General features: G+C 70.4%; 13 protein-coding genes. 6 read left to right on the forward strand and 7 right to left on the reverse strand.

All coding sequences use genetic code 11. From position 1 onward, the window contains the following. Positions 1–6: 6 nt before the first annotated feature. The 6 genes from LGN17_RS21840 to fliE all read right to left on the reverse strand — a co-directional run bounded on the left by LGN17_RS21840 (position 7) and on the right by fliE (position 4106). Positions 7–741, reverse strand: coding sequence for a PepSY-associated TM helix domain-containing protein (locus LGN17_RS21840; RefSeq protein ID WP_226198620.1), 735 nt, complete (start codon positions 739–741; stop codon positions 7–9). 269 nt (positions 742–1010) lie between these two features. Further along, the gene (locus tag LGN17_RS21845; RefSeq protein WP_226198621.1) at positions 1011–1328 is read right to left on the reverse strand and encodes an EscU/YscU/HrcU family type III secretion system export apparatus switch protein; all 318 of its coding nucleotides are present in this window, start codon (positions 1326–1328) and stop codon (positions 1011–1013) included. Then, positions 1325–2674 (reverse strand): flagellar hook-length control protein FliK, encoded by a 1350-nt coding sequence (locus tag LGN17_RS21850; RefSeq protein ID WP_226198622.1) that lies wholly within the window; start codon positions 2672–2674, stop codon positions 1325–1327. The genes LGN17_RS21845 and LGN17_RS21850 overlap by 4 nt, the downstream gene beginning before the upstream one ends. A 129-nt stretch (positions 2675–2803) precedes the next feature. After that, complete coding sequence (locus LGN17_RS21855) at positions 2804–3136, reverse strand: flagellar protein FliT (protein WP_226198623.1); 333 nt, start codon at positions 3134–3136, stop codon at positions 2804–2806. Then, positions 3133–3567 (reverse strand): flagellar export chaperone FliS, encoded by a 435-nt coding sequence (gene fliS, locus LGN17_RS21860; protein ID WP_205788887.1) that lies wholly within the window; start codon positions 3565–3567, stop codon positions 3133–3135. The genes LGN17_RS21855 and fliS overlap by 4 nt, the downstream gene beginning before the upstream one ends. A gap of 194 nt (positions 3568–3761) precedes the next feature. Further along, on the reverse strand, positions 3762–4106 hold the full coding sequence (gene fliE / locus LGN17_RS21865) for a flagellar hook-basal body complex protein FliE (protein ID WP_011353512.1): 345 nt from the start codon (positions 4104–4106) through the stop codon (positions 3762–3764). Between the two features lie 249 nt (positions 4107–4355). Here fliE and fliF point away from each other — a divergent pair, with 249 nt between their 5' ends. From fliF to LGN17_RS21895, 6 genes are read left to right on the forward strand one after another with little or no spacing between them, the layout of a single operon-like run. Continuing rightward, a complete protein-coding gene (fliF, locus tag LGN17_RS21870; protein WP_226198624.1) occupies positions 4356–6119 on the forward strand; it encodes a flagellar basal-body MS-ring/collar protein FliF in 1764 nt (587 codons plus the stop codon). Beyond that, complete coding sequence (gene fliG, locus LGN17_RS21875) at positions 6109–7104, forward strand: flagellar motor switch protein FliG (protein ID WP_011353514.1); 996 nt, start codon at positions 6109–6111, stop codon at positions 7102–7104. The genes fliF and fliG overlap by 11 nt, the downstream gene beginning before the upstream one ends. Continuing rightward, a complete protein-coding gene (fliH, locus tag LGN17_RS21880; protein ID WP_226198625.1) occupies positions 7097–7780 on the forward strand; it encodes a flagellar assembly protein FliH in 684 nt (227 codons plus the stop codon). Before fliG ends, fliH begins: the two co-directional genes overlap by 8 nt. Positions 7781–7812: 32 nt before the next feature. Next, positions 7813–9336 carry a flagellar protein export ATPase FliI gene (gene fliI / locus LGN17_RS21885; RefSeq protein ID WP_264166028.1) on the forward strand — a complete coding sequence of 508 codons (1524 nt, stop codon included), beginning with the start codon at positions 7813–7815 and terminating at the stop codon, positions 9334–9336. A 5-nt stretch (positions 9337–9341) separates the two neighbouring features. Continuing rightward, a complete protein-coding gene (gene fliJ / locus LGN17_RS21890) occupies positions 9342–9800 on the forward strand; it encodes a flagellar export protein FliJ (RefSeq protein WP_175951269.1) in 459 nt (152 codons plus the stop codon). 31 nt (positions 9801–9831) lie between these two features. Continuing rightward, positions 9832–11166, forward strand: coding sequence for a flagellar hook-length control protein FliK (locus LGN17_RS21895; RefSeq protein WP_226198627.1), 1335 nt, complete (start codon positions 9832–9834; stop codon positions 11164–11166). A 21-nt stretch (positions 11167–11187) separates the two neighbouring features. Here LGN17_RS21895 and LGN17_RS21900 read toward each other — a convergent pair whose 3' ends face one another. After that, positions 11188–12828, reverse strand: coding sequence for a GMC family oxidoreductase (locus LGN17_RS21900; protein WP_175951267.1), 1641 nt, complete (start codon positions 12826–12828; stop codon positions 11188–11190). Between the last annotated feature and the right edge of the window lie 638 nt (positions 12829–13466).

A 13466-nucleotide genomic window follows, 5' to 3' on the forward strand; every position in this document is an offset into this window, starting at 1 on the left:
CGCCGATCAGGTCAGGCCCGCGGCCAGCGCCGCGGCGACCGAACCGACCACCAGCACGACGCCCACCGTGCGGCGCTTGTTCAGCTCGGTCCACAGCAGCACGCCGGTCAGCGACAGCAGGATCAGCGAGCCTGCAATCGTGTCCATCAGCAGCACCCAGCCGAGATTCATCCCGACGCCGCGATGCAGGTTGTTCAGCGTGGTCAGGAACGTGTTGCCCGTGCGCTTCACCGCGACGTAGCCGTTGCCGACCCAGTATTCGGCCTGCAGGTTCTGGTGCGGGCCGAACAGGCCCATCTGCCAGTGCTCCGGCTGCATCACGCGTTTGTCGCCCCACGCGACGGGCTGCGCGGGTTCCTTGCGCATGCGGCCCGGCTTGCCGTCGAAATGCAGTTCGTGCTGCAGCCACTTCGTCATCGCGGCGGGCGTCTTCGGCGCCGGATCGGGCAGCGCGATCTGCATCTCCTCGACCTGCGGCTCGCCGGTCGAAATCTTCAGCGGCGGCGCGCGGTGGTTGAGCAGCACGCCCGTCACGCCGAACAGCAGCCCGAGCACCGCGCCCCACAGGCCGACCCAGCCATGCACTTTGCGCAGCCACTTGATGAAGGTTGCGCGACGCGAACGCTGGCGGCGCGCGGCCAGTTCGTCGTCAGTCAGCGGGCGGGCCGCCGGGTGCAGCACGGTGACACCCGCGCGGGCAGTACCCGTCTGGGGCGGATTGATCGTTTCGGGCGCGTTCACGCGAAAGGGTCCATTCGTTCAAAACAACGGGCGGCGCGCAGAGCCTGCGCGCCGCCCGAGCGGCATGAAAATGAGAATGGATATCATTACACAAATCGAAAGCCGGCTCAATCCGCCCGGTTACATGGCGGCGAGCCCCGCGACAGGGCGAATTCCGACGAAGCGGACACACTGCCTCATGATGCAGGAAGATAGGAGAGGAATATCGACAAAATGACCTTGCAAGGCCAAGACGGCATTTCGTAAGAAATCGCGCGATGCCGAGCCGTTCAACGCAGCGGCGGCAGCGGAAAGCGCGGTGCGGCGTCGTCCGGCGCGGGTTCGGTACGGTCGAGCGCGTACAGCCACGCGAGCAGATCCGCGACTGCCTGGTAGAGCTGCGGCGGAATCCGGTCGTCGAGGTCGACCTGCATCAGCAGGGACACCATCTCCGGCGCCGTATGCACGTACAACCCCGCATCGTGCGCGCGCGCGACGATCATCTCGGCGAGCGCGCCGTAGCCCTTCGCGACCACGCGCGGCGCGGCATCACCGCCCTTCGGATCGTAGACGAGCGCGGCTGCGCGCTTGCGGGACGCCATGCTCATTGCAACGTCTCCTCGTCGGTATCGGGCGCACGTGTCGTCGGGCCGCCGGCCGAGGCTGAACCGCGTGCATACGCGGCCGCCGCCGCCTGGGCCGCAAACAGGTCGAAGCCGTCCGGGCCGTCGTCGACCGCGCGGATCGACAGCCCGCCCACCTTGAGCCCCGACACTTCGAGCCGCTGCCGCAGTGCCGCCTCGTGCCGGGTGAGACGGTCGGCCCCTGTCTGGTTCGCACGCAGCCGCGCGACGAGTTGCGTGCCGTTCAGCACCAGCTCCGCGTCGACCGTGCCGAGCGACGGCAACGTCAGCGTGAGGCGCGTGCGCCAGGCGATGCCGTCGCCCGAGTCGCCGTCGCCGCGCGGCGCGCGGCTGCCCGGATCGTCGGGCTCGATCGTCCAGTCGAGCCGCGCGCCGGGCCATGCCTCGCCGGCCCAGCGAAACTGGTCGGTCGCGAGCGCGTCGAGCTGCTGCCTGACGAGCGGCACCGCGGCCGGATGCACGGGCGCAAGCGTCTGCGCCTGGGAATCGGACGATGCGGCGGCCAGTTCGGCTCGCGCGGGCGTCCAGCGTGCATCGGGCCGATCGCCGAGCAGATCGGCCGTATCGGGCGGCAGCGACGCCCCTTGCCGCGCGCCCGACGGCAGGGCCGGTGCGGGATCGCGAGCCGCCGCGCCGCCCTGGGCGGGCGTGCCCGGCTGCGCCGCTGCGCGCGCGGTCGCCGGCAACGGCGGGCGCTGCGCGAGCAGCTCGTCGAGCGGGTCGGTCGAGCCGTGCTGTGCGGCATCCGGGTCAGCCGGCGCGAGCGCGTCCGCGAGGCGTGCCTGCGGCTCTCGCATCAGCGCCGCGAGCGGACGCTGGCCGGCCAGCCACTGCGCGAGATGGGATTCATAGAAGAGGCCGCTTTCGCTCACCGCCTGCGCGAGCGCTGCGCGCAGCGCGGCAACCGGCAAAGTCGCAGTCGCTTCGCGCGCCGCGGCAGCCGGCGACGCCGCGGCGGAAGCCGGCGTGGAAGACACAGCCGGATCGGGGGCGGCCGGCGCGGCCGCGTCGGTCAGCAGCACGGTGGGGTCAGCCAGCAGCGGCGCGCGCCCGGCAATGGCCGGCGTCGAGTCGCCGCCCGCGCGCGAGATCGCGTCGAGCACGCGCCCGACATCGGACAGCGCAGTCTGGGTGGAAGCGGGCGGCGCGGCAGGCGGACTGCCGGGCGAAGGCGTGGACGGCGCGCCGGTGCCCGGCGTGCCGACCTGTGAGGTCGCGCCGCCGCCGGCGGGCGCCGACACGGTGCCGGTCAGCAAGCTGTCGAGGCGACTCGCCAGCAGTGCGGCCGCAACGGGGTCGATACCGGTCATGATCGGAGCCTGGTCACCTCAGCCACATCGTGGCGAATCCGGGAACGACACACCGGTGCCGTCCGCGGGAACTGCGCGTCTGCCGCAACGGGCTCGTGCGCCCCGCGCCCGTTTCCCCGGAAACGGGCCCTACCCGCGCGCGCGGTAGAGATCGGTCAATACCTGGGTCGAGCGCCGCGCCTCGAACAGCGCGGACAGCCGCGCGACGTCCGGGCTCGCGAGATCGCGGATCGCGGCGTCGTCGGCCAGGATGCGGCGGATCAGGTCAAGCTTGCGGCCGAGATCCGATTCGTCGAGCACGACGCCCGGGTCGGCTTCCTTCAGCCCGTCGACCAGCTGCATGAATTCGGCCTGCAACCCCGGCAACGCGCTCCAGTCGGCGCTGCGGGCGGCGCCCAGCATCCGGCCCGACACGGCGGCAAGCGCCTCGTAACGTTCGAAGTATTCGGCCTTGCGATTCATCTCGATGCTTCCACTGCCTGTTGCGCGGCCATCCGCGCGACTTCCGGGGCGATTCCCGTCCATGCTTCCTCGAGCGTCGCGAGCAGCCCGTCGACCTCGACCAGCATCGCGTCGCTCGCCTGCGCATTGGCCTCGAGCAGACGCCGGCTGATATACGCATACAGCGCGTCCAGCCGCTCCGCGATCTCGCCGCCCGCGTCGCGGTTCAGCGACGCCTTCAGCCCGCTGTCGACGATCCGGATCGCCTTGCCGATCGCTTCACCGCGCGCGGATACATTGCCCTGCTGCAAATGCATGCGCGCCAGCGCAACCGCCTGCCGCGCGCCCTGGTACAGCATCGCGATCAACCGGTGCGGGGAGGCGCCCATCACCCCCGTCTCGACGCCGACACGCGCGTATGCACTGGCTCCAGCGTGTCCTGGGGAAAACATGCGCTTCTCCTTGTTGTGCGTTGGCTATACGGGAACCGCCGCCGTGCATTGCACGACGCGGCCTTCACCGGAGTTATCGGAAGGGATTTGGAAAGCTTTAGGCAAGCGGAGCATGCCGCCTGGCGCGGCAAGGCCGGCCCGCAGGCCCGCCCGGATGGCCGTGCGCGGAGCGCTTTCCCCGGATAGCCGTCCTGTCAGACCGACATCTGCATGATGTCGTTGTAAGCGCTCACTAGCTTGTTGCGGACCTGGAGCCCGAACTGGAAGCCGATGTTGGCTTTCTGCATGTCGACCATCACGTCGTTCAGCGACACGTTCGGCGCGCCGACCTCGAACGCCTGCGCCTCGCCGAGCGCGTGCTGCTGGTCGCCGCTGATCTTGTCGAGCGACGCCTTCATCGCGCTCGCGAAGGTGCTGGCCGTCGCCGCGCCCGAGCCGGCCAGCGCCGCCGTCGGGCTCGCGACGCCGCCGGACGCCTGCGCGGCCATCGACTGCATCTGTTGCAACACCGAACCGATTCCGCTGACGTTCGCAGTCATGCTGTCCCCAAAACTGAGAGAAGAGACCCGGACGCACCGGGAGATCCGCCGGCGCCGCACCACGCGCACCATGCCGGATTCCGAAAAAGGATAGCAGCGCGCCGCGCGTCAAAGCCGAGAAAGTACGGGGGAAACCCCGCTCTTTTCGGTCGATCGGAATACGGCCCGGATCACGATAATCGCATCGTGTCATTGTCCGCCCGCTCGTCCGAGCGAGCTCAGTCGTCCCGCTCCGGAGAAACTCGACGCATGGATTCGCAGGCCAACTCGCTGATCAACCCAGACGCCCGCGCGGGCCTCGCCAGCCCGGCGCCCGGCGCCGCCGCGGCCGCCGCGTTGCCGGGCGCGGGTGGCGCAGGCGCGGACTTCGGGCTTGGCGGCTTCGCGGAACGCATCCCCGGCATCTCGCGGATGAAGGGCAACCCGAAGCTGCCGTTCCTGATCGCCGTCGCGTTCGCGGTCGCCGTCATCACCGCGCTCGTGCTGTGGAGCCGCGCGCCCGACTACCGCGTGCTGTACAGCAACCTGTCGGATCGCGACGGCGGTGCCATCATCGCCGCGCTCCAGCAAGCAAACGTTCCCTACAAGTTCGCCGATGCCGGCGGCGCGATCCTCGTGCCGTCGAACCAGGTGCATGAAACGCGCCTGAAGCTCGCCGCGATGGGGCTGCCCAAGGGCGGCTCGGTCGGCTTCGAGCTGATGGACAACCAGAAATTCGGCATCAGCCAGTTCGCCGAACAGATCAACTACCAGCGCGCGCTCGAAGGCGAGCTGCAGCGCACCATCGAATCGATCAACGCCGTGCGCGGCGCGCGCGTGCATCTCGCGATCCCGAAGCCGTCGGTGTTCGTGCGTGACAAGGAAGCGCCGAGCGCGTCGGTGTTCGTCGACCTCTACCCGGGCCGCGTGCTCGACGAGGGCCAGGTTCAGGCCATCACGCGAATGGTGTCGTCCGGCGTGCCCGACATGCCCGCGAAAAACGTGACGATCGTCGACCAGGACGGCAACCTGCTGACCCAGACTGCGTCGGCATCCGGCCTCGACGCGAGCCAGCTCAAGTACGTGCAGCAGGTCGAGCACAACACGCAGAAGCGCATCGACGCGATCCTCGGGCCGATCTTCGGCGCCGGCAACGCGCGCTCGCAGGTCAGCGCGGACCTCGATTTCTCGAAGGTCGAGCAGACGTCGGAAAGCTACGGCCCGAACGGCGTGCCGCAGCAGGCCGCGATCCGCAGCCAGCAGACCAGCAGCTCGACCGAGCTCGCGCAGGGCGGCGCGTCGGGCGTGCCGGGCGCGCTGTCGAACACGCCGCCGCAGCCGGCTTCCGCGCCGATCGTCGCCGGCAACGGCCCGAACGCGCCGCAGGCGACGCCGGTGAGCGACCGCAAGGACCAGACGACCAACTACGAGCTCGACAAGACGATCCGCCATCTCGAGCAGCCGATGGGCAGCGTGAAGCGGCTGTCGGTCGCGGTCGTCGTCAACTACCAGCCGGTCGCCGACGCGAAGGGCCACGTGACGATGCAGCCGCTGCCGCCCGCGAAGCTCGCGCAGGTCGAACAGCTCGTGAAGGACGCGATGGGCTACGACGAGAAGCGCGGCGACTCGGTGAACGTCGTGAACAGCGCGTTCTCGACCGCGAGCGACCCGTACGCCGACCTGCCGTGGTGGCGCCAGCCGGACATGATCGCGATGGCGAAGGAAGCGGCGAAGTGGCTCGGCATCGCGGCGGCCGCGGCGGCGCTCTACTTCATGTTCGTGCGCCCGGCGATGCGCCGCGCGTTCCCGCCGCCCGAGCCGGTCGCCCCGGCGCTCGCCGCGCCGGAAGATCCGGTCGCGCTCGACGGCCTGCCGGCGCCGGAAAAGGCCGAGGAACCCGACGCGCTGCTGCTCGGGTTCGAGAGCGAGAAGAACCGTTACGAACGCAACCTCGACTACGCGCGCACGATCGCCCGCCAGGATCCGAAGATCGTCGCCACCGTCGTGAAGAACTGGGTGTCCGATGAACGCTGAAGGCTTGACCAAGAGCGCGCTCCTGCTGATGTCGATCGGCGAGGAAGAGGCCGCGCAGGTATTCAAGTTCCTCGCGCCGCGCGAGGTCCAGAAGATCGGCGCCGCGATGGCCGCGCTGAAGAACGTCACGCGCGAGCAGGTCGAGGACGTGCTGCACGAATTCGCGAAGGAAGCGGAGCAGCACACCGCGCTGTCGCTCGATTCGAGCGACTACATCCGCTCGGTGCTGACCAAGGCGCTCGGCGAGGACAAGGCCGGCGTGCTGATCGACCGCATCCTGCAGGGCAGCGACACGAGCGGCATCGAGGGCCTGAAGTGGATGGATTCCGGCGCCGTGGCCGAGCTGATCAAGAACGAGCATCCGCAGATCATCGCGACGATCCTCGTGCACCTCGACCGCGACCAGGCGTCGGAAATCGCGTCGTGCTTCACCGAGCGGCTGCGTAACGACGTGATCCTGCGGATCGCGACGCTCGACGGCATCCAGCCGGCCGCGCTGCGCGAGCTCGACGACGTGCTGACGGGCCTGCTGTCCGGCAGCGACAACCTGAAGCGCAGCCCGATGGGCGGCATCCGCACCGCGGCCGAGATCCTGAACTTCATGACGAGCGTGCATGAGGAAGGCGTGCTCGAAAGCGTGCGCCAGTACGACGCCGAGCTCGCGCAGAAGATCATCGACCAGATGTTCGTGTTCGAGAACCTGCTCGACCTCGAGGACCGCGCGATCCAGATGGTGCTCAAGGAAGTCGAGTCGGAAACGCTGATCATCGCGCTGAAGGGCGCGCCGCCGGCGCTGCGCCAGAAGTTCCTCGCGAACATGTCGCAGCGCGCGGCCGAACTGCTCGCCGAGGATCTCGACGCGCGCGGCCCGGTACGCGTGTCCGACGTCGAGACGCAGCAGCGCCGCATCCTGCAGATCGTGCGTAACCTGGCCGAGAGCGGCGCGATCGCGATCGGCGGCAAGGCGGAAGACGCGTATGTCTGATTCGGCGAGCGATCGCGCGGGCACCCTCACCGCGTACCAGCGGTGGGAGATGGCGTCGTTCGACCCGCCGCCGCCCCCGCCGCCGCCCGACGACGCGGCGGCGGCCGCCGCCGCGCTCGCCGAGGAACTGCAGCGCGTGCGCGACGCCGCACATGCCGAAGGCCATGCTGCCGGCCACGTCGAAGGCCAGGCGCTCGGCTACCAGGCCGGTTTCGAGCAGGGTCGCGCACAGGGTTTCGAGGCCGGCCAGGCCGACGCACGCGAACAGGCCGCGCAGCTCGCGGCGCTCGCCGCGTCGTTCCGCGAGGCCGTGTCGGCCGTCGAACACGATCTTGCCGCCGACATCGCGCAGCTCGCGCTCGACATCGCGCAGCAGGTCGTGCGCCAGCACGTGAAGCACGACCCGGCCGCGCTGGTTGCCGCCGTGCGCGACGTGCTCGCCGCCGAACCCGCGCTGTCCGGCGCGCCGCATCTCGCGGTGAACCCGGCCGACCTGCCCGTCGTCGAAGCCTACCTGCAGGACGATCTCGATGCGCTCGGCTGGAACGTGCGCACCGACGCGTCGATCGAGCGCGGCGGCTGCCGCGCGCACGCCGCGACCGGCGAGGTCGACGCGACGCTGCCCACGCGCTGGCAGCGCGTCGCCGCCGCGATCGGCAAGGTGAGCACGTGGTGACGCGGCCGCCCGAGGCGCTCGCGCACGACGGCATGACGCCGCTGGAGCGCGAACTCGCGCTCGCGTCGTTCGGCCCGCACGCGCACGACGCCGCGCCGGACACCGCACAACACCCCACCCCGCACGCCACCGCTGCAGCGGCCGATGCCCCCGGCGCCGCACCGCGCGCACCGCACAACCCGCATCTCGCGCACTGGCGCAGCCACCTGAACGGGCTCGCCGCGCGCAGCCACCGCGCGTTGCCGCTGCGGCCGTGCGGGCGCCTGACGCGCGCGGCCGGCCTCGTGCTCGAGGCGATCGGGCTGCGCCTGTCGGTCGGCGCCGAATGCACGATCGAACTGCCGCCCGGCAGCACGCTGCCGCACGCGCAAGCCGAAGTCGTCGGCTTCGCCGGCGATCGCCTGTTCCTGATGCCGACCACCGACGTCGCGGGCGTGCTGCCCGGCGCGCGCGTGTGGCCGCTCGAAAGCGCGCCCGTCGCCGATCCGCTCGCGGGCGCGAAGCGGCTGCCGGTCGGCTGGGAAATGCTCGGGCGCGTCGTCGACGCGTCGGGCCGCCCGCTCGACGGCCTCGGCCCGCTCGCATCGAAGGTCGACGCGCCGCTGTCGGCGCCGTCGATCAACCCGCTCGAGCGCGAACCGATCCACCACGTGCTCGACGTCGGCGTGCGCGCGATCAACGCGCTGCTCACCGTCGGTCGCGGGCAGCGGATGGGCCTGTTCGCGGGCTCGGGCGTCGGCAAGTCGGTGCTGCTCGGCACGATGGCGCGCTACACGAGCGCGGAAGTGATCGTGATCGGGCTGATCGGCGAACGCGGCCGCGAAGTGAAGGAATTCATCGAACAGATCCTCGGCGAGGACGGGCTCGCGCGCTCGGTCGTCGTCGCGGCGCCGGCCGACGTGTCGCCGCTGCTGCGGATGCAGGGCGCGGCCTACGCGACGTCGCTCGCCGAGTATTTCCGCGACCAGGGCAAGCACGTGCTGCTGCTGATGGATTCGCTCACGCGCTACGCGATGGCGCAGCGCGAGATCGCGCTGGCGATCGGCGAGCCGCCCGCGACGAAGGGCTACCCGCCGTCGGTGTTCGCGAAGCTGCCCGCGCTCGTCGAGCGCACCGGCAACGGGCCGGAAGGCGGCGGCTCGATCACCGCGTTCTACACGGTGCTGACCGAAGGCGACGACCAGCAGGACCCGATCGCCGATTCGGCGCGCGCGATCCTCGACGGCCACATCGTGCTGTCACGCACGCTCGCCGAGGCCGGCCACTACCCGGCGATCGACATCGAGGCGTCGATCAGCCGCGCGATGACCGCGCTGATCGACGAAACGCATCTCGACCACGTCCGGCAGTTCAAGCAGATGCTGTCGCGCTACCAGCGCAATCGCGACCTGATCGCGGTCGGCGCGTATGCGCCCGGCCGCGACGCGCAGCTCGACCGCGCGATCGCGCTCTATCCGCGCATCGAGGCGTTCCTGCAGCAGGGCTTTCGCGAATGCGCGCCGTTCGCGTCGAGCCTTGCCGGACTCGATGCCCTGTTCGACGCTTACGGAGGCTGATCCAGATGGCACACGGCTTTCCCCTTCAGTTGCTGCTCGACCGCGCGCAGGAGGATCTCGACTCCGCCGCGAAGCAGCTCGGCACCGCGCAACGCGACCGCACCGCGGCCGCCGAGCAGCTCGACGCGCTGCTGCGCTACCGCGACGAATACCATGCGCGCTTCTCGCAATCCGCGCAGCACGGGATGCCGGCCGGCAACTGGCGCAATTTCCAGGCGTTCATCGACACGCTCGAGGCCGCGATCGCGCAGCAGCGCAGCGTGCTGGCCGCGGCCGAAGTCCGCATCGACGAGGCACGCCCGAACTGGCAACAGAAGAAACGCACCGTCGGTTCGTTTGAAATCCTGCAGGCGCGCGGCGTCGCGCAGGAAGCGAAGCGCGACGCCCGGCGCGAACAGCGCGACGCCGACGAACACGCCGCGAAGATCCTGCGCATGCGGGCCGATGCGGCCCGTTCGTCGTAACCGACCACCGCATTCGAACGAGAGAACCGACATGCCTCCCCTGCCCCTGCTCGGCGCGCTGCTCGACACCGCCGGCGCCGCACTCAAGGCCGCCCGCGGCTCGGGTCCGTCCGGCGCCGCCGGCAACGATGCCGCGAACGCCGCGACCGCCGCGCCGTTCGCACAGACGCTGAAGCAAAGCGTCACCGCCCGTCGCGATGCGTCGGATTCCGGCGTGCCGGACGCTTCGGCGAACCCGGCTTCGTCGAAGCTGGCCGCCGGCACGAAGCCGTCCGCTAACGATGACGACGACGCGACCGACGATACGACCACGAACGCCGCCACCAACCCTGACGCCGCCGCGCTCGCGGCTGCCGTGGCCGTGCAGGCGCAACTGCAGGCGCGCACGGACAACGCGACGCCGGCCGATGCGGCAGCCGCCGCGGCCGCCGCGCAAAAGACGGCCGTGTCCGGCCAACCCGATGCCACGGCTACGCTGGCGGATCACGCGGCCACCCAGCCGGCCACGCCGGCATCGAGCCGCGATGCGCTGCAGGAAGCGCTCGCCAAGCTGACGGGCGGCTCGGTTGCGATCGCCATGCCCGCGACCGGCACGACGGCGTCGACACCCGCCTCGACCGCAGCGACCGGCACCGCCGCGCCGCTGACACCGAAGGTGCCGACCTTCGACCGCACGCTCGCCGACGCGAAGGGCGCGCTCGCCCCCCAGCAAACGCCGGTGCAAGCCACCGCGCAAGCGCTGCAGGCCAACGCGAACGCGCAGTCGGGTGAGCAGCACGCGCTCGCGGCAGCCGGCGACGCGGCGGACCCGGCCGCCAGCGCGACGCTCGCGGCCGGCGCCACGGCTGCGGCCGCGGCCCAGGCGAACCTGCAGCTGTCGCCGGCCGCGAGTGCGATCGCCGCCGCAAACGCGCACGTGCTCGCGCCGCACGTCGGCACGCCGGACTGGACGGACGCGCTGAGCCAGAAGGTCGTGTTCCTGTCGAATGCGCACCAGCAGAGCGCCGAGCTGACGCTCAATCCGGCCGATCTCGGGCCGCTGCAGGTCGTGCTGCGCGTCGCGGACAACAACGCGCACGCGCTGTTCGTGTCGCAGCACGCGCAGGTGCGCGAAGCGGTCGAAGCCGCGCTGCCGAAGCTGCGCGAGGCAATGGAAGCGGGCGGGCTCGGGCTCGGCAGCGCAACCGTCAGCGACGGCGGCTTCGCCTCGCAGCAGCAGAACCCGCAACAAACCTTCGCCGGCGGCCAGTCGTCCCGGCGCGGGAGCGGCGGATCGTCAGCCGCCGATGCACCGGTCGACGTTGTGCAATCCGCACCGGGCGCAGCGAGCGTGAGCCGCGCCGGCCTCGTCGATACGTTTGCCTGAGCATGACCCGGTGCACGCCGCTCAGCGGCCGTGCACCGCCGCGGCTGCCTCGCCGCGCGGCGCCGCGCCCTTGCGCGCGGCGACGATGAAGTCCGCCGCGCGTTCGCCGATCATCACCGACGGCGCATTCGTGTTCCCGCCGACCAGCGTCGGCATCACCGACGCATCCACCACGCGCAACCCTTCGACGCCGCGCACGCGCAATTGCGGATCGACGACCGCGCGCGCGTCCGAACCCATCCGGCAGGTGCCGACAGGGTGGTAGATCGTGTCCGCATGCTCGACGATCGTCTTGCGCAGCTCCGCCTCGCTCTGGTCGGCCCGCGTGTACAGCTCGCGCCCGCCCTGCGACGCGAGCGGCGCCTGCGACAGGATCTTGCGCATCGCCTGCGTGCCGCGCACGAGCAGGTCGAGATCGCGCGAATCGCTGAAGAAGCGCGGATCGATCAGCGGCGCGTCGCGCGCATCGCCGCTCGCGAGCGCCACCGTGCCGCGGCTGAACGGCCGCAGCGCGCACACGTGCAGCGAATAGCCGAAGCCCCAGTGCATCTTGCGGTTGTGGTCGTCCACGAGCGCCGTGCAGAAATGCAGTTGCAGGTCGGGACGCTCGAGCGACGGATCGCTCTTGATGAAGCCGCCGGCCTCCGCGACGTTGCTCGTCATCATCCCCGTGCGGCTCGAGAAATAGCGCGCGAGCGCGGGGGTCATCTTCGCGATCCCGCGCAGGCAGATGCCGACCAGCTCCGACGAATTCACCCGCGTGTTGATGATGAAGTCGATGTGGTCGATCAGGTTCGCGCCGACGTCCGGCGCATCCTGCACGACCGCGATCCCGTGCCGGCGCAGTTGCTCCGCCGGGCCGATCCCCGAACACATCAGCAGTTGCGGCGAATTGAACGCACCGGCCGACAGGATCACTTCCGCGCGCGCGTCGAGCGTCTCGACCCGCCCGTTGCGCGCCACCGCGACGCCGGCCGCGCGCTTGCCGTCGAACGTGACGCGCAGCACCGTCGCATCGGTGATCACGTGCAGGTTCGGCCGGTTGCGGCCGTAGATATACGCGCGGGCGACGCTGCAGCGCGAGCCGTCGCGATGCGTGACCTGATAGAAGCCGACGCCTTCCTGCGTCGCGCCGTTGAAGTCGTCGTTCAGCGGATAGCCGGCCGCATGCGCGGCCTGGATGAATCGTTCGGAGAACGGATTGCGAAAGCGCAGATCCGACACCGTGAGCGGGCCGTCCGCGCCGTGCCACGCATCGGCGCCGCGCTGATTGCCTTCCGCGCGGCGGAAATACGGCAGCACGTCCTGCCAGCCCCAGCCCGTCGCGCCGAGCTGCGCCCATTCGTCGTAGTCGCCCGGGTGGCCGCGCGTGTAGATCATCGCGTTGATCGCGCTCGAGCCGCCCATCCCGCGCCCGCGCGGCTGGTAGCCGCGCCGCCCGCCGAGGCCCGGCTGCGGCACCGTCTCGTAGCCGTAGTTCGTGCCGAGCTTGAACGGCACCAGCGCCGCGATGCCGACCGGCATGTTGACGAGCAGGTTGCGCTCGGTATGCGAGCCGGCCTCGATCAGCGCGATCGTCGCATCGGGGCAGGCATCGGCGAGACGGCCTGCCAGGCTCGACCCGCCCGAACCGCCGCCGACGATGATGTAGTCGTATTGCATGTCACGTCTCCGTCGTGTCATGGAAGCCGCCCGGCATCGCCGCGCGACCGCGTCTCCTCTTATAGGGTCTGTTTACATGTGGAACGCACATGCGAATACGTCAGTATTCGCGGCGTCGCACGCGGCCCTTCTCGGTGCAACGCATACGCGTTCCATACGTATACAGACCCTGGTGTCCGGGCATTGTAGGAATGGCCGTCGCGCGCGCGGCGTGCGGATTCAAGAGCGATTCCTCTAAACGCCCGCGTGAACTAAATTTAAGATGTATCGATTCGCTTTGCGCGATGCGCCGGCCGCCAGAAGCCGATCCACCGCGAAACGGGAGTGACGACGATGCAGCGCCAGGTTCTGCAGGCTACGTGCCGACCGGGTTGTCCGGATGCGCTGCGCGCAGCCCGCATTTCATTTCAAACGGCTGCCCGCGCGGAGAGGCTCGGCGTCGTGCGCGCAGTCGACCGGAATCGAACGGCACGTGTCGTCGCCGACCGTTTGGACGGTTTGTCGCCGCAGCGGCACGATGCGCTGCGGCACGCTTTGGCGTACACGTCGCGCCGCCCTGCTTCGGTCCACCGGCCGGCGCTCGTGGCGCAGCGACGCGTGCCTGTCGGCGGCCACATCGTGCCGTATGCGCATGCGCC

It is taken from the genome of Burkholderia sp. AU30280 (genome assembly GCF_020420125.1).
In the GTDB taxonomy this organism is placed as follows: Bacteria; Pseudomonadota; Gammaproteobacteria; order Burkholderiales; family Burkholderiaceae; genus Burkholderia.

Excerpts from the sequence above, each read along its gene's own strand:
- LGN17_RS21850 (WP_226198622.1), bottom strand. The coding sequence starts at position 2,674 with ATGACCGGTATCGACCCCGTTGCGGCCGCACTGCTGGCGAGTCGCCTC.
- LGN17_RS21895 (WP_226198627.1), top strand. The coding sequence starts at position 9,832 with ATGCCTCCCCTGCCCCTGCTCGGCGCGCTGCTCGACACCGCCGGCGCC.
- fliI (WP_264166028.1), top strand. The coding sequence starts at position 7,813 with ATGACGCCGCTGGAGCGCGAACTCGCGCTCGCGTCGTTCGGCCCGCAC.
- fliS (WP_205788887.1), bottom strand. The coding sequence starts at position 3,567 with ATGTTTTCCCCAGGACACGCTGGAGCCAGTGCATACGCGCGTGTCGGC.
- LGN17_RS21845 (WP_226198621.1), bottom strand. The coding sequence starts at position 1,328 with ATGAGCATGGCGTCCCGCAAGCGCGCAGCCGCGCTCGTCTACGATCCG.
- fliF (WP_226198624.1), top strand. The coding sequence starts at position 4,356 with ATGGATTCGCAGGCCAACTCGCTGATCAACCCAGACGCCCGCGCGGGC.
- LGN17_RS21900 (WP_175951267.1), bottom strand. The coding sequence starts at position 12,828 with ATGCAATACGACTACATCATCGTCGGCGGCGGTTCGGGCGGGTCGAGC.
- fliE (WP_011353512.1), bottom strand. The coding sequence starts at position 4,106 with ATGACTGCGAACGTCAGCGGAATCGGTTCGGTGTTGCAACAGATGCAG.
- LGN17_RS21855 (WP_226198623.1), bottom strand. The coding sequence starts at position 3,136 with ATGAATCGCAAGGCCGAATACTTCGAACGTTACGAGGCGCTTGCCGCC.
- fliH (WP_226198625.1), top strand. The coding sequence starts at position 7,097 with ATGTCTGATTCGGCGAGCGATCGCGCGGGCACCCTCACCGCGTACCAG.
- fliG (WP_011353514.1), top strand. The coding sequence starts at position 6,109 with ATGAACGCTGAAGGCTTGACCAAGAGCGCGCTCCTGCTGATGTCGATC.
- fliJ (WP_175951269.1), top strand. The coding sequence starts at position 9,342 with ATGGCACACGGCTTTCCCCTTCAGTTGCTGCTCGACCGCGCGCAGGAG.